Origin of the sequence: Paenibacillus sp. FSL R5-0766, from assembly GCF_037971845.1 — a bacterium.
Classification (GTDB): Bacteria; Bacillota; Bacilli; order Paenibacillales; family Paenibacillaceae; genus Paenibacillus.
Window position 1 is genome coordinate 5,796,846 of sequence record NZ_CP150227.1, and the last position, 21,625, is coordinate 5,818,470.

The 21,625-nt window shown below is 46.7% G+C and carries 14 protein-coding genes, 15 tRNA genes and 2 rRNA genes; 2 read left to right on the forward strand and 29 right to left on the reverse strand.

All coding sequences use genetic code 11. From position 1 onward, the window contains the following. Positions 1 to 15: 15 nt before the first annotated feature. From MKY66_RS25165 to MKY66_RS25175, 3 genes are read right to left on the reverse strand one after another with little or no spacing between them, the layout of a single operon-like run. Positions 16 to 249, reverse strand: coding sequence for a PspC domain-containing protein (locus MKY66_RS25165; RefSeq protein ID WP_017692313.1), 234 nt, complete (start codon positions 247 to 249; stop codon positions 16 to 18). Positions 250 to 254: 5 nt separating this feature from the next. Then, positions 255 to 926: a PspA/IM30 family protein gene (locus tag MKY66_RS25170; RefSeq protein ID WP_017692312.1), complete on the reverse strand. Its 672-nt coding sequence runs from the start codon at positions 924 to 926 to the stop codon at positions 255 to 257. Between the two features lie 35 nt (positions 927 to 961). Then, positions 962 to 1,270, reverse strand: a complete 309-nt coding sequence (locus tag MKY66_RS25175) for a hypothetical protein (protein WP_017692311.1) — start codon at positions 1,268 to 1,270, stop codon at positions 962 to 964. Between the two features lie 559 nt (positions 1,271 to 1,829). Here MKY66_RS25175 and MKY66_RS25180 point away from each other — a divergent pair. Beyond that, positions 1,830 to 4,220, forward strand: coding sequence for a helix-turn-helix domain-containing protein (locus tag MKY66_RS25180; protein WP_076210919.1), 2,391 nt, complete (start codon positions 1,830 to 1,832; stop codon positions 4,218 to 4,220). A gap of 495 nt (positions 4,221 to 4,715) precedes the next feature. Here the strand turns inward: MKY66_RS25180 and MKY66_RS25185 are convergent, their stop codons facing one another. From MKY66_RS25185 to MKY66_RS25275, 19 genes are all read right to left on the reverse strand, one after another. Then, a complete protein-coding gene (locus MKY66_RS25185; protein ID WP_083657041.1) occupies positions 4,716 to 5,642 on the reverse strand; it encodes a methyltransferase domain-containing protein in 927 nt (308 codons plus the stop codon). 183 nt (positions 5,643 to 5,825) lie between these two features. Further along, positions 5,826 to 5,904: transfer RNA gene (locus MKY66_RS25190), tRNA-Leu, on the reverse strand. A 6-nt stretch (positions 5,905 to 5,910) separates the two neighbouring features. Continuing rightward, positions 5,911 to 5,984 (reverse strand) — tRNA-Cys (locus MKY66_RS25195). Between the two features lie 6 nt (positions 5,985 to 5,990). Next, a tRNA-Gly gene (locus MKY66_RS25200) sits at positions 5,991 to 6,065 on the reverse strand. A 4-nt stretch (positions 6,066 to 6,069) separates the two neighbouring features. After that, a tRNA-Gln gene (locus MKY66_RS25205) sits at positions 6,070 to 6,144 on the reverse strand. Between the two features lie 22 nt (positions 6,145 to 6,166). Beyond that, positions 6,167 to 6,239: transfer RNA gene (locus tag MKY66_RS25210), tRNA-His, on the reverse strand. A 29-nt stretch (positions 6,240 to 6,268) separates the two neighbouring features. Continuing rightward, a tRNA-Trp gene (locus MKY66_RS25215) sits at positions 6,269 to 6,342 on the reverse strand. A gap of 6 nt (positions 6,343 to 6,348) precedes the next feature. Next, positions 6,349 to 6,434, reverse strand: a tRNA-Tyr gene (locus tag MKY66_RS25220). 9 nt (positions 6,435 to 6,443) lie between these two features. After that, positions 6,444 to 6,519 (reverse strand) — tRNA-Thr (locus MKY66_RS25225). 21 nt (positions 6,520 to 6,540) lie between these two features. Beyond that, a tRNA-Phe gene (locus MKY66_RS25230) sits at positions 6,541 to 6,616 on the reverse strand. A gap of 95 nt (positions 6,617 to 6,711) precedes the next feature. After that, positions 6,712 to 6,789: transfer RNA gene (locus MKY66_RS25235), tRNA-Asp, on the reverse strand. Positions 6,790 to 6,816: 27 nt separating this feature from the next. Then, a tRNA-Met gene (locus MKY66_RS25240) sits at positions 6,817 to 6,890 on the reverse strand. A 17-nt stretch (positions 6,891 to 6,907) separates the two neighbouring features. Continuing rightward, positions 6,908 to 6,983 (reverse strand) — tRNA-Val (locus MKY66_RS25245). Positions 6,984 to 7,050: 67 nt separating this feature from the next. Then, a tRNA-Glu gene (locus MKY66_RS25250) sits at positions 7,051 to 7,122 on the reverse strand. A 9-nt stretch (positions 7,123 to 7,131) separates the two neighbouring features. Then, positions 7,132 to 7,223, reverse strand: a tRNA-Ser gene (locus MKY66_RS25255). 3 nt (positions 7,224 to 7,226) lie between these two features. After that, positions 7,227 to 7,302 (reverse strand) — tRNA-Asn (locus MKY66_RS25260). A gap of 66 nt (positions 7,303 to 7,368) precedes the next feature. Then, positions 7,369 to 10,296, reverse strand: a 23S ribosomal RNA gene (locus MKY66_RS25265). Positions 10,297 to 10,603: 307 nt separating this feature from the next. After that, positions 10,604 to 12,156, reverse strand: a 16S ribosomal RNA gene (locus MKY66_RS25270). Together the 16S and 23S rRNA genes with 15 tRNA genes alongside form the textbook arrangement of a ribosomal RNA operon. Before the next feature lie 457 nt (positions 12,157 to 12,613). Then, entirely contained in the window at positions 12,614 to 13,492 is an 879-nt protein-coding gene (locus MKY66_RS25275) for a nucleotidyltransferase-like protein (protein ID WP_076212600.1), read from the reverse strand. 122 nt (positions 13,493 to 13,614) lie between these two features. Here MKY66_RS25275 and MKY66_RS25280 point away from each other — a divergent pair, with 122 nt between their 5' ends. Further along, positions 13,615 to 13,995: a DUF2614 family zinc ribbon-containing protein gene (locus tag MKY66_RS25280; protein WP_036607050.1), complete on the forward strand. Its 381-nt coding sequence runs from the start codon at positions 13,615 to 13,617 to the stop codon at positions 13,993 to 13,995. A 242-nt stretch (positions 13,996 to 14,237) separates the two neighbouring features. Here the strand turns inward: MKY66_RS25280 and MKY66_RS25285 are convergent, their stop codons facing one another. The 7 genes from MKY66_RS25285 to gatB form a co-directional block, all read right to left on the reverse strand. Beyond that, positions 14,238 to 15,968 carry a glycosyl hydrolase family 18 protein gene (locus tag MKY66_RS25285; protein ID WP_083657167.1) on the reverse strand — a complete coding sequence of 577 codons (1,731 nt, stop codon included), beginning with the start codon at positions 15,966 to 15,968 and terminating at the stop codon, positions 14,238 to 14,240. Between the two features lie 139 nt (positions 15,969 to 16,107). Beyond that, a complete protein-coding gene (gene perR, locus MKY66_RS25290; RefSeq protein ID WP_026081471.1) occupies positions 16,108 to 16,530 on the reverse strand; it encodes a peroxide-responsive transcriptional repressor PerR in 423 nt (140 codons plus the stop codon). A gap of 167 nt (positions 16,531 to 16,697) precedes the next feature. Next, complete coding sequence (locus MKY66_RS25295) at positions 16,698 to 18,107, reverse strand: DUF4097 family beta strand repeat-containing protein (RefSeq protein WP_076212603.1); 1,410 nt, start codon at positions 18,105 to 18,107, stop codon at positions 16,698 to 16,700. Between the two features lie 26 nt (positions 18,108 to 18,133). Beyond that, complete coding sequence (locus MKY66_RS25300) at positions 18,134 to 18,727, reverse strand: hypothetical protein (RefSeq protein ID WP_076212606.1); 594 nt, start codon at positions 18,725 to 18,727, stop codon at positions 18,134 to 18,136. A 147-nt stretch (positions 18,728 to 18,874) separates the two neighbouring features. Next, positions 18,875 to 19,585 (reverse strand): MgtC/SapB family protein, encoded by a 711-nt coding sequence (locus MKY66_RS25305; protein ID WP_076212609.1) that lies wholly within the window; start codon positions 19,583 to 19,585, stop codon positions 18,875 to 18,877. Between the two features lie 32 nt (positions 19,586 to 19,617). Beyond that, a complete protein-coding gene (locus tag MKY66_RS25310) occupies positions 19,618 to 20,082 on the reverse strand; it encodes a GNAT family N-acetyltransferase (protein ID WP_076212612.1) in 465 nt (154 codons plus the stop codon). Positions 20,083 to 20,178: 96 nt separating this feature from the next. Continuing rightward, a complete protein-coding gene (gene gatB, locus MKY66_RS25315) occupies positions 20,179 to 21,618 on the reverse strand; it encodes an Asp-tRNA(Asn)/Glu-tRNA(Gln) amidotransferase subunit GatB (protein WP_076212615.1) in 1,440 nt (479 codons plus the stop codon). Positions 21,619 to 21,625: the final 7 nt, after the last annotated feature.

The following is a 21,625-nucleotide window of genomic DNA, read 5'->3' on the forward strand; positions in this document are numbered from 1 at the left end:
GCTTGCTCCTTTCGTTTACTTGTATCCTCTTACGTTGGAATCATAAGCATATGGATCAACGTGATTGGATTCCTTTGGTACCACCAATGCAGCGATGAAGTAGATCAACAATGATGTACCTCCCGTAGCGAAAATACTGATGAAGAAAATGATACGTAGCAGCGTGGTACTCAATCCGAGATTTTCAGAAATGCCACCGATCAAACCTGTTAGCATTCGATTACGCGCCGAGCGGTATAATTTACTCATTGTGACTACTCCTTTCTGTCATTGTTCAATTTTTGTCTTAAGCGTTCCAGTTCCTTATCCAACGTAGAGGATGACATGCTGCCAGTCACTCCTGAACCATCTTGATTCATCCGCCGGATATCGCGGAGACTTTGTGCTTCATATTCGAGATCAGAGACTTGATCATCCAGTCGGTTAAACATACGGGGTACATTCTGACCGTTGTGATTGCCTCTCTGGTTCATACGTTGTTGTAACTGAATCGTCTGCATACGAGCGTAGTAATATTGGCGTTTGCTGTATACATTCTGATATTCAACCTTCAGCTGATCGATCTGTTCATCCAGCTCCTGTAATGCCGCATAACTTTGTGCATACAATTCATTGTACTGTTCCATTTTTTCCTCGTGGAGGATTTTCTCCTGCAAGGCCAGCTTAGCAAGATGTTCTTCCCCTGCTTTCAGAGCCATGGATGCCTGTTCTTCCCGTTTGTTCACCATACCTGCTGCCTGATCGGCTTGTTGTTTCATTTGTCTGGTATGGCTTGCATATTGATGACGAAGTTTCTCGGCTTCACCGATGTCTTGGCGGGTCGAGACCAGGAACTGATCAATCAGTTTGACTGGGTCCTGACTTTGCTCCAAATGTTCGTTCAGATTGGCTACGGTAATATCCCGCATTCGACGAAATACACTCATTATGTTCTGTCCCTCCTTTTCATAATCGTGAAAGCTTAGTACCGACCACGACGACTGCGGTTATTGCTTAGCATTGAGATACCAAAGATGATTAACCCGATCGCGATGATCGGTCCGATCAACCATGCCAGTTTACCCATCAGTGAGATGATACCGATGATGAGAACAATCCAGCCAAGCATCACATTCCCTCGTTTAACTCCGTAGTATCCCAGTGCAATCATCAGGACCGGAATCAGATAACCCATTAAGTGTCCAAGAAGTGGAGTTAACTTTCCGAAGAGGAGTAGTGCACCCAGCGCAATCAATACAATCGCCCAGCCATTTCCCTTATTTAATCTCATAATTGTTGTTCACCGCCCTTTCCATTCGTTCCTTTTAATGTGTTGAGTCATTTGTTCGTTTGTTTCTTGTTTTTTTGCTTCTTTGTTTCTTGTTTAACCTTATGTCCTTATTCTAGGGGATTCCGCGACTTTTCAAAACAGACCGTGGACGGTTTTTCATCCTAGACTCAGGTCGGGGATCTAGTTGGACCTTTGACTGTCCCTATATAAGACCAACGTTCCACCTAAGCTGAATAGCACTCCAAGATACTTCTATTACCCGTATTCTGGCTCCACTTCACCCGATATCGCCAGGTATACAGAATGATGTCCATGTCTCTATTTACGTTTACCCTTCGCTTTCGTTTCCCCTTATTCCGTATTCGAGACAATCCATCGAAGTTGTATCCCAGGTTTTCATTTCAAAAGGAGTACATATCAATAATCCAATGCCAATTTCTTTTGCCTCAAATAAATTACTTATTTATCCAAATAAACAAAATTTAGATTGTTCTATATGTAAGCGTTTACTAAAATAGAAAGTGTTACTATTTCTAATGTCAGGGGTGGAACTGAAACTGTGCGACCAATCAGCTATCTCCATAAAATGATCATCTTCGGAATCCTGTTAAGCACCCTGCCCATTTTGTTAACGGGAATTGCCGCATTTATCTATTCATCAAACCAAACTGAGCTGCATCGTACACAGGCCAATAGACAGTTGCTGGAACAAATGCAATCCAACGTAGAGCACAAACTCGCTACAGTCAGTTATATGCTTGATCAGGCCGTTCGCTCTCCAGTAACCCTTCGTTCCCTGTCTGCTTCTTCTTCACTAGAAGGGAACGGACCTTTACTTGCCGACAAGTTGCAGAGCGAATTTCAGAATATGAGGTCATGGGAACCTTTGCTGGATATTACCCTGGTGAATCAATCTCAGAATTGGCTTATTGATCATGCCGGATTATATCGTAATACGGATTTTCCACTGGCTCTTCCCATGAAGGAATTGATTTCGGATACGCTAACCTCTGGATGGCAACTCTCCCCTTCATCGGTGTTCAGCAATGATGAGCGTTCACCCGGTACAGGCTGTATCTATCATATTGCCCTAGCGAGATCTATTCCGAATCTGAATACGTCTTCCGATGCTGCCCTGATTGCGGGAATTCCTGCATGTTCTTTGCAAAATACACTAGGAGAAGCCTCCTTAAGCAATGCTGCCTCAGGACTGATCATTTTGAATCGGGAACAACGTATCTTGGTCCATCCCAATCCTGTATACATTGGACAACCGTTGTCTGCCATTGGATTACAGGATCGGGATACGGAAGCCAACATAACCAAACTATCACCCATCACATTTTCAACAGGCTTTGAAAAACGGGAAGTTAAGATCGACGATACACATTACTCCCTGACGTATAGCCCTTCTACCTTAAAAGGATGGACTTATGTTCTAATCTCACCTACCAATATTCTGACACAAGAATATATCAATATCGGATTACACACCTTGTATATCAGTATCTGCTTACTTTTACTTTCATTATTACTCGCCTGGCTCGGCTCCAAGCGAATGCATGTCCCGATTCGTAAACTTTTAACCCAACTTGGTGACAACCATCTGTCCAAAGAAGGAAACACAGTGGCTCAGCAATCACCACCATTTTCTGATGAGTTCGAACAGATCAGAGCAGGGGTCTCACAATTATCTGCCTCTCACTCCCAATTAGAGAACACAATTAATATGCATCTGTTGCAGATTCGCAATCATTTTATGATGAATCTGTTCCAGGATAAGATCCCTGTTCATACTCTTCATGACACCCTGCATGAATATGGCTACACACATCAGGTTCGGGAATGGCAACAAATTGCTGTTATTACACTACAGGCCGATCTTGTTAATCATACAAAATATAGAGCTAGTGATCGTGACCTCTTATTGTTCGCTATTCAAAATATATTGGAGGAAACGGTTGTGCATAACCAACAATTGCTTCCCATTGTGCTGGAACATACGGTAGCCACGGTGATTGGGACCGTTGAACAGGACCAGTTTATTTTTTCACAACAGCTATATGTATTAACAGACCAGTTACAACAACAGATTGATGAGATTCTAGCTCTTCAAGTCAGTATAGGATTCAGCCAGCCGCACAACTCTCTACATCACATCCCTCAAGCTTACACAGAAGCCATAGAAGCATTGAGGCATCGGATGAAGCTGGGAACAGGAATTATTTTTCAATATGAGAACATAGATCATTACACTCCCACTTGGTCCATGACCTACCCGGAATCATTGGAATATTCGTTGATCCAAGCTATTCAAAGTGCGGATGAAGTCCAGGCCTCTGCTCTTCTGAAACAACTGCTTGAAGTAATCTTTGGTATGGAGGTTACACCCGAGGAGTATGAGGTGGCTCTTACGAGGCTACTCACACATATTTTGCAAATGACTCAGGAATCTGGCATACGACTCGGACAGATCTCCCAAGGTCGTGGCTCGATGTTTCATGAACTTCATAGTTTGCAGTACGCTGCTGAAGTTGAGGATTGGTTTAAATATCAAGTCATCTTGCCCGTCATCCAGGTTTTTAAAGCGAGACAGTACGCCCAGTATCAGCATATATCTGAGAAAATGATTGCTATGATTCATCAAGATTATGATAAGGATCTGACGCTTGAGGAATGTGCCTTGAAGCTTCACTACAATGCCAACTACTTAAGTAGTGTCTTCCGCAAAGAGACAGGCTGTGCATTTAGTGAATATCTGACCAAGTACCGATTTAACATCGCTAAAAAATGGCTGGATGAAAGTGATCTAACCGTTAAAGATATCGCAGCACGACTTCGGTACAATAATCCGCAAAACTTTATCCGTTCATTCCGTAAATGGGAAGGAATCACCCCCGGCCAGTATCGGGAGCGTAAGCAAAAAGTAGAAGTGTCGAACAGAAATTAGAAAAGGAGCACGATAGTAAGTCGTACTCCTTCGGCCAGCTCGGATACCTCTCCATATGGCCCCCCGAACAAGGCTAGGGCTAGGACCTGTGACAACTCGATTAACCGTGAAGTGCTCTACCACTGAAATATCAGGGAATGAATATGCTTCAGAGATCATTCTCTGAAAACTAGGTATGTGTTATGTTTTTCGTTGTCTCGATGTTTGAATTAAGGTTGGCTTTAGCCCATGTGCAGTCTCATGAAGCAGCTTAACATCTTCAAGTAACCGAGGATTTTTTTTAGTATAGTCAATTAATTATTCACTTCAAAAAAAGAGGGAGCACATAACCTGCTCCCTCCACTTACAACTTCACTTCTGCAATCTTAACTTCATATGTTTCACACGTGCATCTTCTTGTGGTGGCGGTGCATTGCTTGCTAGCGTTATCTCAGACGTAAGACTAAGTTGCCCGTCCCGATTCCTACTCCTGTATACGTAACAAGCCTATACGATTTATCGCTTATCCTTAGTGCGAACTGTTTTCATATTTGGCTGTTCAAGTTGAATTAGAATTTTACCAAATCTTCCTCCACGTGAGAAGGTCACCGTACTATCCTTGTACTTATCGCTAATGTAAACCTCAGCCAATCTGAGGGAATCTTCATCCGATGGTAACTCATACGTATTAAGCCATTCTGGCAGCTTCTCGATAATCTCTTCCACCGGTACTTCAAATGAGTTAACTTCTCTCGTAATGATCATCGTATAAGAATAACCCTTCAAATACAGCAACTGCTGGATATACCCCATATCACCGGCCTTGTATGAAGAAGTTACACCCAGTACATCTTTAAGTTCATCCATTAGTGTGTGTTCCTTCTGTCCCGCCATAGTACTTATATACACATACTTCCGGGCACAGTTGATCGCCTGCTCAATCGTTTCCCAATCCGACATCGCCGAACACATGGATGCAAATGCAAAGTCATATTTCTTCTCCCAGCCTTTATCCTTAATGGAGATTTCTTCATATCGTTCGTTTACGATTTCGATTTTGGATTCCAGAGCTGGAGGTATCGTCTCTTTCATAAGGGAGACAAGCAACTCAGAAGGCTCAACTGCCGTCACACTTGCCCCCTTTTCCGCAAAAGGAATGGTAAATATGCCTGAGGCCGCTCCAATGTCCAAAATGGATAATCCTGAGAATTCCACACCCTGGTTTTCAATCCAGCCCATAATGCGTTCAGAACGCTGCTTTCCTTCTTCAGTGAACGACTGTGCATGATAATCCCTGGCCCATCGCTCAAAAGCTCCTTCTATATTAAAGGGGGCGCTTTTCTTCTTATATTTTGAACTTCTCGGACGATTCTTCCAAGCCTCTTCCCATACAGAAAGATCAAATAACAGATCGGTATCCGATACATTTTTTCCATTAGTCACTCTACTTCACTCCTCCATATTAAAGACTTTACTTATCTACAATATACTCAATATAATCATACGTCAATCTTTATTAACGTCCATCTTCTCTTACTCTAGATTTTCTTACTGCACATAAATCGTTTCATATAAAATAAAAATAGCCCTACACATTGCATAAGCAACATGTAGGGCTATTCAATATACCGGCGAGAGGACTCGAACCTCCACGGTTTCCCACTCGATTTTGAGTCGAGCGCGTCTGCCATTCCGCCACGCCGGCATATGCTGGAGGCGCCACCCAGATTCGAACTGGGGATAAAGCTTTTGCAGAGCTGTGCCTTACCACTTGGCTATGGCGCCATATTTTGGAGCGGACGACGGGAATCGAACCCGCGACCCTCGCCTTGGCAAGGCGATGCTCTACCGCTGAGCCACGTCCGCATAATGGCTGGGGATATAGGATTTGAACCTATGCATGACGGAGTCAAAGTCCGTTGCCTTACCGCTTGGCTAATCCCCAATAAAAAATAAAAAAACAAAGGGGCGATCGAGGGGAATTGAACCCCCGAATGCCGGATCCACAAACCGGTGCGTTAACCACTTCGCCACGACCGCCATAAAAGGTTAATTTCTAAAAAGTTAATTGGCAGGGGCAGCAGGAATTGAACCCACACCAACGGTTTTGGAGACCGTTGTTCTACCTTTAAACTATGCCCCTAAAAACTGGTGGAGGATGATGGATTCGAACCACCGAACCCGTACGGGAGCAGATTTACAGTCTGATGCGTTTGGCCACTTCGCTAATCCTCCAGGATTACATGGTGCCGGCGAGAGGACTTGAACCCCCAACCTACTGATTACAAGTCAGTTGCTCTACCAGTTGAGCTACACCGGCTTATTAAATTGTTTTTAAAAATGGTGGCTCGGGACGGAATCGAACCGCCGACACGAGGATTTTCAGTCCTCTGCTCTACCGACTGAGCTACCGAGCCATAATAAAGTCTAATCTTAATTCCTTACACTTTATATAGGGCATCAGTGCCATACAGCAGATGTAGTGAACAGTTTGCCTCATGTAAAGATTAAATGGCGGAACCGACGGGATTCGAACCCGCGATCTCCTGCGTGACAGGCAGGCATGTTAGGCCAACTACACCACGGTTCCAGATCACTTTCTCAAAGGAAAGTATAATTGCGGGGGCAGGATTTGAACCTGCGGCCTTCGGGTTATGAGCCCGACGAGCTACCGGGCTGCTCCACCCCGCGTCATTATAAAGTTTATATGGTGGAGGCTGAGGGGATCGAACCCCCGACCCTCTGCTTGTAAGGCAGATGCTCTCCCAGCTGAGCTAAGCCTCCGAACAACACATTTATGATCATACCATAATCTTGTTGTAAAAATCAACTTCTTTTTTTGAAGTTATTATGACCCGTAGGGGATTCGAACCCCTGTTACCTCCGTGAAAGGGAGGTGTCTTAACCCCTTGACCAACGGGCCTTAATATTATGGCGGAGAGAGAGGGATTCGAACCCTCGAGACGCTTGTGACGCCTACACGATTTCCAATCGTGCTCCTTCGGCCAGCTCGGACACCTCTCCATATGGCTCCCCGAACAGGGCTCGAACCTGTGACAACTCGATTAACAGTCGAGTGCTCTACCAACTGAGCTATCAGGGAATATGCTTCAGAGATCGTTCTCTGAAAACTAGATTCGAAACGAAACATGCGAATTACAACTTGCTATTGGATAAGCCCTCGACCGATTAGTACTGGTCAGCTCCATGCATTGCTGCACTTCCACCCCCAGCCTATCTACCTCGTCGTCTTCAAGGGGTCTTACATACTGGGAAATCTCATCTTGAGGGGGGCTTCACGCTTAGATGCTTTCAGCGTTTATCCCGTCCGTACATAGCTACCCAGCGGTGCTCCTGGCGGAACAACTGGTACACCAGCGGTACGTCCATCCCGGTCCTCTCGTACTAAGGACAGCTCCTCTCAAATTTCCTACGCCCACGACAGATAGGGACCGAACTGTCTCACGACGTTCTGAACCCAGCTCGCGTACCGCTTTAATGGGCGAACAGCCCAACCCTTGGGACCTACTTCAGCCCCAGGATGCGATGAGCCGACATCGAGGTGCCAAACCTCCCCGTCGATGTGGACTCTTGGGGGAGATAAGCCTGTTATCCCCAGGGTAGCTTTTATCCGTTGAGCGATGGCCCTTCCATGCGGTACCACCGGATCACTAAGCCCGACTTTCGTCCCTGCTCGACTTGTAGGTCTCGCAGTCAAGCTCCCTTATGCCTTTGCACTCTTCGAATGATTTCCAACCATTCTGAGGGAACCTTTGGGCGCCTCCGTTACTCTTTAGGAGGCGACCGCCCCAGTCAAACTGCCCACCTGACACTGTCCCCGCACCGGATTACGGTACCAGGTTAGAACCTAGATACGATCAGGGTGGTATCCCAACGTTGCCTCCATGCAAGCTGGCGCTCACACTTCAAAGGCTCCCACCTATCCTGTACAGATCGTACCCAAATTCAATATCAAGCTGCAGTAAAGCTCCATGGGGTCTTTCCGTCTTGTCGCGGGTAACCTGCATCTTCACAGGTATTAAAATTTCACCGGATCTCTCGTTGAGACAGCGCCCAAGTCGTTACGCCATTCGTGCGGGTCAGAATTTACCTGACAAGGAATTTCGCTACCTTAGGACCGTTATAGTTACGGCCGCCGTTTACTGGGGCTTCGGTTCACAGCTTCGGGATTACTCCCTAACCACTCCCCTTAACCTTCCAGCACCGGGCAGGCGTCAGCCCGTATACTTCGCCTTACGGCTTCGCACAGACCTGTGTTTTTGCTAAACAGTCGCTTGGGCCTTTTCACTGCGGCCCCCTCGTGCTATTCACACTACCGGGGCACCCCTTCTCCCGAAGTTACGGGGTCATTTTGCCGAGTTCCTTAACGAGAGTTCTTCCGCGCGCCTTAGAATACTCTTCTCGCCTACCTGTGTCGGTTTGCGGTACGGGCACCATCACCTGGCTAGAGGCTTTTCTTGGCAGTGTGAGATCATGACCTTCGCTACTATAATTTTCGCTCCCCATCACAGCTCAGCCTTACAATGTGCGGATTTGCCTACACATCAGCCTTACTGCTTAGACGGACATCCATCAGTCCGCGTCACTACCCTACTGCGTCCCCCCATTGCTCATAACGGCTTACGGTGGTACAGGAATTTCGACCTGTTGTCCTTCGACTACGCCTTTCGGCCTCGCCTTAGGTCCCGACTTACCCTGAGCGGACGAGCCTTCCTCAGGAACCCTTAGGCTTTCGGCGGATCAGATTCTCACTGATCTTTTCGTTACTCATACCGGCATTCTCACTTGTATAATGTCCAGCGCTCCTTACGGTACACCTTCAACCCTTATACAACGCTCCCCTACCCCTGATGCAAAGCATCAAGCCATAGCTTCGGTGGTGTGTTTAGCCCCGTTACATTTTCGGCGCAGAGTCACTCGACCAGTGAGCTATTACGCACTCTTTCAATGGTGGCTGCTTCTAAGCCAACATCCTGGTTGTCTGTGCAACTCCACATCCTTTCCCACTTAACACACACTTGGGGACCTTAGCTGATGGTCTGGGCTGTTTCCCTTTTGACAATGGATCTTAGCACTCACTGTCTGACTCCCGGAAGTAAGTCTATGGCATTCGGAGTTTGACTGAGCTTGGTAACCCTTGCGGGCCCCGCACCCAATCAGTGCTCTACCTCCACGACTCTGTTTTCCGAGGCTAGCCCTAAAGCTATTTCGGGGAGAACCAGCTATCTCCGAGTTCGATTGGAATTTCTCCGCTACCCCCACCTCATCCCCGCATTTTTCAACATGCGTGGGTTCGGGCCTCCAGTGCGTGTTACCGCACCTTCACCCTGGACAGGGGTAGATCACCCGGTTTCGGGTCTACGTCCACGTACTATGTCGCCCTATTCAGACTCGCTTTCGCTGCGGCTCCGGCTCTTCACCTTAACCTTGCACGGGAACGTAACTCGCCGGTTCATTCTACAAAAGGCACGCCATCACCCCTAAAACGGGCTCTGACTTTTTGTAAGCACACGGTTTCAGGTTCTATTTCACTCCCCTTCCGGGGTGCTTTTCACCTTTCCCTCACGGTACTGCTTCACTATCGGTCGCTAGGAAGTATTTAGCCTTGGCAGATGGTCCTGCCGGATTCATACGGGGTTTCACGTGCCCCGCACTACTCGGGATCCGTCTCGGAGGGAACAGACTTTCAACTACAGGGCTTTTACCTTCTTTGGCGGGCCTTTCCAGACCTCTTCGCTTAACCGGTTCCTTTGTAACTCCATGTGAGACGTCCCACAACCCCAAAGAGCAAGCTCTCTGGTTTGGGCTTCTCCGCGTTCGCTCGCCGCTACTGACGGAATCACTATTGTTTTCTCTTCCTCAGGGTACTTAGATGTTTCAGTTCCCCTGGTATGCCTCTACACAACCTATGTATTCAGTTGTGAGTAACTGGAAATTACCCCAGCTGGGTTTCCCCATTCGGACACCCCCGGATCAAAGCTTGCTTACAGCTCCCCGAGGCAGTTTCGTTGTTCGCCACGTCCTTCATCGGCTCCTAGCGCCTAGGCATCCTCCGTGTGCTCTTAGTAGCTTAACCATTGCGCTCGTGTTCGAGCTGTCGCTCCGCTTGGTTTGGACTACGTCCAAATCCAAAAGTCGCTCCATTTCGATCACTCGCTCCAGCAATCTACCGTTTTTATTGAAACTTGCTTAACACAAGTTCAGCTAAAAAGGAATGTTCTAATTCGCGTTTGTTTCGTTTCGATATCTAGTTTTCAAAGAACAAGCTCCATGCAAAAGCAAGCTGTTTGAGAGTTTGAGCTCTCAAAACTGAGCAACGAGTGAGTGTTTGCAGCTAAGCTGCATATTTGAATGTTTCCGTTGCAGGAAACGATTCTCCATAGAAAGGAGGTGATCCAGCCGCACCTTCCGATACGGCTACCTTGTTACGACTTCACCCCAATCATCTATCCCACCTTCGGCGGCTGGCTCCTTGCGGTTACCCCACCGACTTCGGGTGTTATAAACTCTCGTGGTGTGACGGGCGGTGTGTACAAGACCCGGGAACGTATTCACCGCGGCATGCTGATCCGCGATTACTAGCAATTCCGACTTCATGCAGGCGAGTTGCAGCCTGCAATCCGAACTGAGACCGGCTTTGTTGGGATTGGCTCCATCTCGCGATTTCGCAGCCCGTTGTACCGGCCATTGTAGTACGTGTGTAGCCCAGGTCATAAGGGGCATGATGATTTGACGTCATCCCCACCTTCCTCCGGTTTGTCACCGGCAGTCTATCTAGAGTGCCCACCCGAAGTGCTGGCAACTAAATATAAGGGTTGCGCTCGTTGCGGGACTTAACCCAACATCTCACGACACGAGCTGACGACAACCATGCACCACCTGTCTCCTCTGTCCCGAAGGAAAGATACATCTCTGCATCGATCAGAGGGATGTCAAGACCTGGTAAGGTTCTTCGCGTTGCTTCGAATTAAACCACATACTCCACTGCTTGTGCGGGTCCCCGTCAATTCCTTTGAGTTTCAGTCTTGCGACCGTACTCCCCAGGCGGAGTGCTTAATGTGTTAACTTCGGCACCAAGGGTATCGAAACCCCTAACACCTAGCACTCATCGTTTACGGCGTGGACTACCAGGGTATCTAATCCTGTTTGCTCCCCACGCTTTCGCGCCTCAGCGTCAGTTACAGCCCAGAGAGTCGCCTTCGCCACTGGTGTTCCTCCACATATCTACGCATTTCACCGCTACACGTGGAATTCCACTCTCCTCTTCTGCACTCAAGTCACCCAGTTTCCAGTGCGATCCGGGGTTGAGCCCCGGGATTAAACACCAGACTTAAATGACCGCCTGCGCGCGCTTTACGCCCAATAATTCCGGACAACGCTTGCCCCCTACGTATTACCGCGGCTGCTGGCACGTAGTTAGCCGGGGCTTTCTTCTCAGGTACCGTCACCTTGAGAGCAGTTACTCTCCCAAGCGTTCTTCCCTGGCAACAGAGCTTTACGATCCGAAAACCTTCATCACTCACGCGGCATTGCTCCGTCAGGCTTTCGCCCATTGCGGAAGATTCCCTACTGCTGCCTCCCGTAGGAGTCTGGGCCGTGTCTCAGTCCCAGTGTGGCCGATCACCCTCTCAGGTCGGCTACGCATCGTCGCCTTGGTGAGCCATTACCCCACCAACTAGCTAATGCGCCGCAGGCCCATCCCCAAGTGACAGATTGCTCCGTCTTTCCAGTTCTCTTCAGGCGAAGAAAACAACTATTCGGTATTAGCTACCGTTTCCGGTAGTTGTCCCAAACTTGAGGGCAGGTTGCCTACGTGTTACTCACCCGTCCGCCGCTAACTATCAGAGAAGCAAGCTTCTCTTCAAGTCCGCTCGACTTGCATGTATTAGGCATGCCGCCAGCGTTCGTCCTGAGCCAGGATCAAACTCTCCAATAAAGTATTGAAAAGAGCGATAAGCTCATTTTGAATCTGGCGAGATTAAAAATCTCATTTGTGCTCCAGTCGATCCAAGCCAAGGCTTGTTTCAAACTTTTGCGTTCATTCTGCAAGCAGAATGTTTACTCACTCGTTGTTCAGTTTTCAAAGATCAAACACGATTTGTTTTACTTCTTTTTCGTCTCAACCAAGTTTCGGCGGCGACTTAAATAATGTAACACATTTCGTTTGTTTTCGTCAAGAACTTTTTTAAATTTCTTTTTTGAAGCTTTAGTTCTTCACTTTTCCTCTGAAGAAATTATCATTTGTTGGCGATAATCTCGTTTGAGGAACGAAATATAATGTATCATATATCGTGAATGAGAGTCAACATCTTTTTATAAATTATTAAACAAACAAAAAAGGAAGGTTTCCCCTCCCTTATGTGATCAATATAATGTCAGGCTTCTGGAGAAGGTTATGCCTCAATCCAATACCGAATCTCCCGGCCCTCTCCTCCGATTGATGGCCATCCTGCCGATTCTTTTACTATAGAACGAAAGACCAGCTTACGTATCACCAAAGGCAGATCTTCTCGAACAAATCTTAACTGCGGGTGATGAACAAGCTCATTCATGCTCCACGGCTCCTTGCGACTTCTTAACACACGCAGCAGCAGTTCTGAGCATTCACTCATTTTGGACATTACCGAAAACTCACAGGCAAGCAGGACAAGCTCTACTCGCTGCTCCAGCGTCTCCGAGCTCACGGTAAGCTCTTGATATAGTTTCCATAAAGCGCGATCCAGATTCTGCACATGTGTCCAGACGGCATGATCCGGGTATATCCCCTGTTCAATCAATACAATTCTTGCCCAGTTCCCCAGAGCCTCTAATACATTGTAGTAGGCGTCTACAACATGACCTTCCTGAATATGACGTTTGGCCTCCACATACATTCTCAAGAAACTGGTGAATTCATGAAGCAGCTTCTGCTCACGCAATTCTGCCCCAAAGGCAGACAGTTCTTCTCGCAAATCACTTAAGGTGCTGTCCGCTTCCCAGATAATCTCACCTTCAATCAGACACTGGGTGAGATTATTATGATTCCCGGTAACTACACTACTCTTTAATTCATGATGGCTCGCATAGATCATCTGATAACGAAGATCACCATATCTGTAATGTCCCACCGCCGACTTCAATTGATCATCATTATGAACAACAAGTACTAATAATTCGAAATCTTGAATTAGGGAGCCGTGGAATCGCTCTACCGGGTGGGAATAAGCGATAGCCCCAACTGCCCCTGTCTCTTCCGACTGTTCGGACAAAAAAGCAAGGTTCTTTAATTCCACGATTCCCTCCATACATTTCATGGCAGATAAGCGCCAAGTCAGTTATAATGTAATTCTACATCCAGACTGAAGTTTCCTTCTTTTCCAGGTCCAATACTACTCATACGATAGGAGCATTTTTCATGATTTTTAAATCAGCAAAAATTAATGCTTTTCGCACTTGGGGATTACTACTGACCATGCTAGGTATGGGCCTAATGATACTGGGAACAGCCGGGATTGTTTTCTGGGGACATGCAGGCAAAGTATTTGCAGCTGTAGGACTCGTCATTGGACTGATTGCCATGATGGCCAGTCTAGCCATTTATTTCTGGGCGGGTATGCTCTCCACCAGTGCAGTACAAGTCGACTGTCCGGAATGCGGGAAGTTAACCAAAATGCTTGGCAAAACGGATCGTTGTATGTTCTGTCATACCATCCTCACCCTGGACCCTAATAAGGCCAATATGACCAGTCAACAACTGAAATCGCCTTCTACACAAGCTCCCCCCACCGATGGTTAGCACCAAATGATCACCAACGCTAAATGTTTTACCTTAATTTCATTGAAGAACAAAAAAGGCCCGGTATTATGTTTACCGGACCTTTTTGGACTTGGCTTATAAGTGAGCCCTTATTACTGTTATCAAAAGCTAAGATATGAAATTATGTTATAAGTTCTACGACCAATAAAACGGTAGACTGTACGTATGATGGTATCCAATGAGAAAATTTGAAGCAAGCAGACACTCAGAGTTCAAGTAAATTATTTCTGGTAACCAGCCTGCTTCAATACCTCCCATGCAGAGGCATTAGCAAAACTCCGATTCCACGCAGCCACTCCGCCCAGCTTCAACGAAGCAATCAAATCCACACGCGCCCGAAGGGACACGGCATCTTCGATCCATATTTTCTTGGTAGCTCCGTCTTCCTTATATTCCACATAGTTCTGTCCACTTGCCTGATCCAGTTCAGGTTTGAGTTTCTTCTCTTGGATCAGCTCCACAATGGTATTCATGCCCACCGCTTTGGAAGATACTTTAACCTCACCCTGATCATTCTTCTCTTCCGTCCATATCCGGGTATAGAGCGGAACCGCCATGATCAACTTGTTAGAAGGGACTTCATCCTCCTCAAGTATGCGTCTCATGGAAGCCTCGGTCCAAGGCAGAGAAGCTACCGAACCTGCCTTGGGACTGGCCGCCCAATGTTCATCATAAGCCATCACAATAACATAGTCTGCAAAAGAACCTAATGCACGGCGGTCCAGAAAGGCAGACCACATCTCACTGTTTGATTTTGGTGTTACATCGATCGATAACATCAATCCATGTATACGTGCCATCGCCTTGATCTCGCGCACAAATTGCGTAATGTTTGGCCCGTCATCTGTATACACGTTCTCAAAGTCGATGTTAATACCATCCAGTTGATACGTCTGTGCATACTCTAACATCTGCTCAATAATATGCGTGCGTGTCTCGTAAGAAGCTACAGCTTCTTTTGTAACGTCCGGGTCAAAGCTGTTATCCATGAGTCCCCATACTTCCATACCCGAACGGTGAGCCCAGTTCACATAAGCTTGGTTTCCCTTGCTTTTCACAGTGCCCTGCCCATCCGTAATATGAAACCATGTGGGGCTGACCACATTTACACCTGGCATTTTACCGATAGAGCCCACATCAGGCTGACGATTGTACACGGCTTCCCAAACCAGATTTACCGGTTTATTCTGCCACTTCTTCTCTGCTGCAGTCAGCGTATACTTGGGCAAGTCCACCTTCTTTTTCTCGGTGAGGACAATATAATCATTATCTACATATCCGGCATATCCATTATCGAGTTGAACAAAACTCTGTTTATCACCCGTCTGCCATACACGTACCCTTGCATCCTTTTCCATATCGGCAATGATTGGTGAGGATTCTCCCCCACGTTTATATAACGGCACAGTCTTGTCCGCTTTGGATGATAACGTATCAATCTCTGCATACTGTATCATGTCCCCTCCACGCATCAGCAGCACAGCACCTGTTACTGAATCTTCCTGTACGGTTATGCCATATACTTCTTTCAAAGGTTTGAGCGGAATATAGGCTTCTCCGTCCTTAACCTCAGGCTTAACTGTCATGGGATAATCTTTGTGATTAAGTTCTGCTTGTGTGCTTCCATCTTTCATATGAAGGACTCGCTGAGGAGAGGCAATAATGATATCTCCCGATTCTGATTCATAACGTATGCCTGCATCAATTGCTTCTTGCAGCACATCTACAGGCAACTTGAGTTGATCTCCTGTACCCAGAGCGTCTCCATCCATCAGTTGCCCATCTACAAAAATAGGCTGGCTTCTTCCTACCCAGTCGGGGTCTTCATGGGTCTGGTTCAACCATACATTCGTTATAAGCCAGTAAGTCCCCCCGGCGATCAGACAAGCCCCGAGAAAACCGGGCCAAAATGAACGTCGCTTCTGACGTGTATATCTGCTTTTTCTACCCAAACGTCTACCTCCGTTAATTATGCTGATCATAAGGATGTGCGCATAAGTTGTTATCAAGATGAGCATTTGCATAAATGCTAAAAAAAAACGTGAAGAATCCATACTGAATTCTGCACGTTAATATTGTAATTCAACTCTCTTAATCCCTGCAACTTTTGCAAACGCCATATACTTCCAATCGGTGACCGTGTACTTCGAATCCTGTACTAGACTCCGCCTGAAGCTCTACACTTTTGAGTGAAGGATAGCTGAAGTCTTCAATCTTGCCGCATTGATCACAGATAACATGATAATGATCCGTCACATTGGCATCGAAGCGACTTGAATTATCTCCGTATGTCAATTCCCGGACCATGCCAGCTTCCAGAAACATCTTCAAATTATTATATACCGTTGCCACGCTCATACTGGGAAATTGGGGTTCAAGGGCTCGGTAAATTTCATCGGCTGTCGGATGCCCCATGGATTCCATCAGATAGTTCAATATGGCATGACGCTGGGGTGTAATACGGACACCGGTCGTTTTCAGATGCTCCAACGCATGTTGGACACGTGTTGCCATAAAACCCACCGCCTTACCTTTCATTCTCTGGTGAAGAGTAAGTTACTGTCTCCTCGCTCAGAGTTGATTCCCGGCCATTAAGAACGACAATCCATCTTTCATGCCGTGTAATCTTGCCAGTGTACATTTATTGTACGGCGATTACAAGTTTATTGTCAACGCGGCAGTCAAGGAACCTCGGTAGAATCCTGCTGGGAATTTGGTCCGTCCTCGGTAGTCTGTTCCAGATTCTCAGCCGTATCTTCAGAGTCAGGTGTAACTGTTTCAGGCGTAGATACAGCCGGGTTCCGATGAATGCTAAGATCGCTGTTTCCTTCGATTTTGACTCTGTATTCACCCTCACCGAGCTGGCCTTCTATGGTTTTATTCTGTACTTTGAAAGGCAGATCCGTACTTAGATCTCCATAACTGCTGGAACCCGCAAGACTGTAGTCTCCACGATCAGGAAGTAATACGTTAATGGCTCCCACAGCACTGTACACATCCCAGTCTCCTCCGACTTTGGTAGATACGATGTTAATACTGCCATTAAGCGATTGGGCTTTGATTCCCAGATTGGCTCCATCCAGCGTAATATTGCCGTTGCGTGTCTCTGCGGTGAATACACCAACGGAGTCCGCAATACTGATACTTCCCACTTGTGTAGTAAGATCTACATCGCCGGAAATACCGCGAGCCTTCATGTCTCCACGGTTACTGTCCAGATCGACATTACCAATAGCGTTGGCTACAATGACATCTCCGTTCAACGTTTTCCCTGAGATATCTCCAACAGCATTGGTAATCCGGATACGTCCGTTACCCGTTTCGGCCAATATGGTACTAATGGCTTCCGGACGGTTTAATAATATGGCTCCATTGGAAGTTCGAATATCCAGATTAAAACGACGATCATCCGGGATCGTAATGGTAAGATTCATCCGTGGCTGCGTTTTTTCATTGTCTCCATACGTCTTGCCTGTAGCTTTGATATAAATTACTTTTGTACCATCGGCCTCTACAAAAGAGGCTGCTGCAACGGCCTTTGCCTGTACTTCCGTCGTCTGATCTACCCAGATCACCGTCCGTACTTCAATCTCATCCGTATCTCCGCGTTGTACCGAGATATCTCCGTTGACACCTTCAACCACCAGATCTGACGTATCCATGCGAACAGGTACACGAATCGTGCCCTTATCCTCCATATATCCTGCCGCTTGACTGTAGTCCATGGATGCCGCTCCGAGATTTAGACTCACTCTATTCCATAAGTGCATGTAGTGATCCTGCTCGGTGACGATAAATACGGAAGCTGCCAAAATCAGTGAGGTTAGAATGCCTTTGGCATCGGGTCTGAAACGTACTTTGATTTGCTCATCAGGATTGCTCGGGTTATCCGATTGCACCTTGTTTCTTCTGCGTGTCCACAGGAACAGCACAATATATTCAACACCCAAAACAACGAGCAAAAATGGCCACCAGTCCACCATCTCATATACATAGTCAGTTCCCCACCGTTTATCCAAAATCAACAGCACACCGACCGCTATGATTAAGGCGGCAGCCGTATAGCGGCCAACCCGGACTTTACGGTTCATCACGTTCCCTCCTCGTATCATTTCCACTACATTTTTTTCTTGTTCAACATCACCCAGAACTCACGACCAAACAGAAGCAAACCGCCTACAATCATGAGAACCGCAAATGAATATCCGCCGTACATGGCGAGAAGCTCTTGAAACCAACGTGGTTTGCGGAAAAAAAGTACCATCAAAGATCCTCCCACAATCAGAAGTAATCCAAACGATATGCCTCTCTCCCAGACCATCATTGCATCTCGTGTAGAACGTTCATTGGTTATCGGCTTGTCCGAAGTTGCCTGGGTTACTGCTCTACGTCTGCGCATCATGACCCAATCTGCAGATTGCAACACATCATATACATTGTAAAAGTAAATAACCGGAATACACAAAGCCAGCAAGATGAGCAATGGCACATTGATTTGTATTCCAATGGATGAGAAGTACAATACTGCTGACAGATCAAGCAAAACAAGCAGCATAAAGGTCAAACCTCTCATGTACAATCTCAGATAAATATGACCCAGGCCAGGAATAATGGCACTCAGTAATCCCGCAATAAACTTGTGAGCCCGATTTCTGACCGGTTTGGTCTGAACTCTACGGGTCTTTTGGTTCAATTGACGTCTCCGTTTCATAACATACTCCTCTCTTCTGATCTGACCTTCCGCTCTTCATGCATTTGGTTAGATAGTACCCTAAAGAGCAAGGAGAGTAACTGGAAGAAATATGGATATGACCAAAAACCCTCCGGCACTACTGGCCTCTGGAGGGTTGTAATTCATTTATTCGATCGACACCTTGGTCACGTGTTCCCACTGTCTTAACTTGGATACAAGCCCTACTGTTTCGAAATCATGCGGTACCTGGACATGCAGCACAATCTCAATTTTGCGTTCAACCGATATCATCTCTGCATATGCCAGGTCTTGTTCATTCACAGTAATTTTACGGATCTTGATCTTCTCCTGCTCCATACATGAAGACAGTTGTTCCAGAAAACCGGGTTCTGACAACGTATGAAGTGTAACAACATGCATCTTGTTCCCTCGTAAATACCTCAGCTCTAATTTGTTAAATACCCAGAGATTAAGCAATACCAGGACGGTGGATACGATCGATGCAAAAAAGAATCCCGCACCTGCTGCGAGCCCAATGGCTGCAACAACCCAGATTGAAGCAGCTGTAGTCAGTCCCGTAATGGATTTTCCCGTAAAGAGAATTGTCCCTGCTCCCAGGAATCCGACACCAGTAATTACAGCAGTAGCCAGACGCGCTGGATCTATCCTTACATTTAATTCATTAGCAAAATCTTTAAAGCCATAAACAGACAACATCATAATTAGTGCAGAGCCAAGACATACCAGGATATGGGTACGCAAACCGGCAGCATGATTGGACCGTTCCCGCTCCAGGCCTACGAGCCCTCCAAGCAGCATAGCCAGCAATAATCGTAATAAAATGTGCCACTCATCAATGAACCAGGGATCGCCCAAAGTCGGTATTCCTCCTCAAGTTGTTAATATTATTAAAGTTTATTCTTGTGAAAAGTCGTTAATTCCACTCCAGGTGCAATCTGTGTGACTTCCACGGGATTAAAACCAAATTTGGTGTACAGATTCACTGCGGGTTGATTCAACGTTCCTGTGGAGACGATATAACGCGGAAGATCCGCATGCTGTTCCAACACATACGTCATCAAAGATGCCGCAATTCCCTTGCGAAAATGATCCGGGTGCACCATCATTCGTGTAATGGTCAGTGTATTCTCCTCTTCCTCCGCTACAGCGACAGCCCCGATAAGTTCTCCGTCATCATGGATACAACCATAAAAACTCTCTCCACAATCCCGAAGTGTCTCCATCGTATCCATCAAAGGAGGAATCTCCTGAAATCCGATGATTTCAGCTTCCAATCGATAAGCTACATGTTGTAGTCTCCATAACTGTCCCAACGTCTCCAGATCACGCAGTGACAATGGTTGAATGTTCATATCCGTTCCCCCGTCCGAAATGCATTTGTATCTATCAATACCAAAAAGAGGCTGTCACAGGGACGAGCCTCTTTCTGTCCGGCCTCACCGGAAGGATTAGCGGTTCAGTACATCTGCAAGCAGTTGGTTGGCTAGAGCGGGATTCGCCTTGCCTTTACTTTCTTTCATAACCTGACCAACAAGGAAGCCAATGGCTTTTTGTTTACCAGCTTTATAGTCTTCCACGGATTGAGGATTATTCGCTACAACCTGCTCAACGATGGCAAGAATGGCGCCTTCATCACTAATCTGCACAAGACCCTTCTCTTCAACGATCTGCTGTGGAAGCTTGCCGCTCTCCAGCATTTCCTTGAATACCGTTTTGGCAATTTTGCTGTTGATTGTGCCCTTCTCAAGCAGGCCAATCATCTCACCCAAACCTTGACCTGTCAGTGGAACTTGAGTCACTTCAAGATTGCTCGTATTCAGGTAACCCAGCAAGTCGCCCATGATCCAGTTGGATACGGACTTCGCATCCTGAGTGTATTTCAGACTATCTTCGAAAAGATCAGCTATAGCCTTGGATGAAGTAATAACCTCTGCATCATAGCTAGGCAATCCATAATCAGCCGTGTAACGAGCTTTACGTTCGTCTGGGAGCTCAGGTATGGTAGCCTTGATGCGCTCTTTCCAGGCTTCATCAATATGCAGCTTCACGAGATCCGGGTCCGGGAAATAACGGTAGTCATGCGCCTGTTCCTTACCACGCATCGACAGTGTTTTTCCTTGAGCTTCGTCCCAACGACGTGTCTCTTGAACCACTTCACCGCCATCATCCAGAATTTCAGCTTGCCGATATTGTTCATATTCGAGACCACGCTGAACACCACGGAAGGAGTTCATGTTTTTCAGTTCGGCTCTTGTTCCCAGCTTCTCCTGTCCATGTGGACGCAAACTGATGTTGGCGTCACAACGCAGTGAACCTTCTTCCATCTTCACGTCCGATACATCACAGTACTGCATGATTGCACGCAATTTTTCAAGATACGCACGCGCTTCTTCCGGAGAAGAAATCTCAGGTTCGGATACAATCTCCACCAGCGGGGTACCAACACGGTTGAAGTCCACCAAAGACGCGTATCCGCCATCGATATGTGTAAGCTTCCCTGCATCTTCTTCCAAGTGAAGACGTGTGATGCCAATTCGTTTCGTTTCACCATTCACTTCGATATCAATCCAGCCGTTCTCACCGATTGGTTGATCAAATTGCGAGATCTGATAAGCTTTTGGTGAGTCGGGGTAAAAGTAGTTTTTACGGTCAAACTTGCTGACATCAGCAATCGTACAATTCAGGGCCATCGCTGCCTTCATGGCGTAGTCTACCGCCTGACGATTCAGTACTGGCAGTACGCCCGGATGTCCGAGACAGACCGGGCAGGTATGCGTGTTCGGCGGAGCTCCAAAAGCTGTGGAGCAGCCACAGAAAATTTTGGAGTTGGTATGCAACTCCACGTGGACTTCAAGTCCAACGACCGTTTCATATTTAGATGCGGACATTTCTATA

Excerpts from the sequence above, each read along its gene's own strand:
- gatB (WP_076212615.1), bottom strand. The coding sequence starts at position 21,618 with ATGTCCGCATCTAAATATGAAACGGTCGTTGGACTTGAAGTCCACGTG.
- MKY66_RS25165 (WP_017692313.1), bottom strand. The coding sequence starts at position 249 with ATGAGTAAATTATACCGCTCGGCGCGTAATCGAATGCTAACAGGTTTG.
- MKY66_RS25280 (WP_036607050.1), top strand. The coding sequence starts at position 13,615 with ATGATTTTTAAATCAGCAAAAATTAATGCTTTTCGCACTTGGGGATTA.
- perR (WP_026081471.1), bottom strand. The coding sequence starts at position 16,530 with ATGGCAACACGTGTCCAACATGCGTTGGAGCATCTGAAAACGACCGGT.
- MKY66_RS25310 (WP_076212612.1), bottom strand. The coding sequence starts at position 20,082 with ATGAACATTCAACCATTGTCACTGCGTGATCTGGAGACGTTGGGACAG.
- MKY66_RS25175 (WP_017692311.1), bottom strand. The coding sequence starts at position 1,270 with ATGAGATTAAATAAGGGAAATGGCTGGGCGATTGTATTGATTGCGCTG.
- MKY66_RS25295 (WP_076212603.1), bottom strand. The coding sequence starts at position 18,107 with ATGAACCGTAAAGTCCGGGTTGGCCGCTATACGGCTGCCGCCTTAATC.
- MKY66_RS25170 (WP_017692312.1), bottom strand. The coding sequence starts at position 926 with ATGAGTGTATTTCGTCGAATGCGGGATATTACCGTAGCCAATCTGAAC.
- MKY66_RS25300 (WP_076212606.1), bottom strand. The coding sequence starts at position 18,727 with ATGAAACGGAGACGTCAATTGAACCAAAAGACCCGTAGAGTTCAGACC.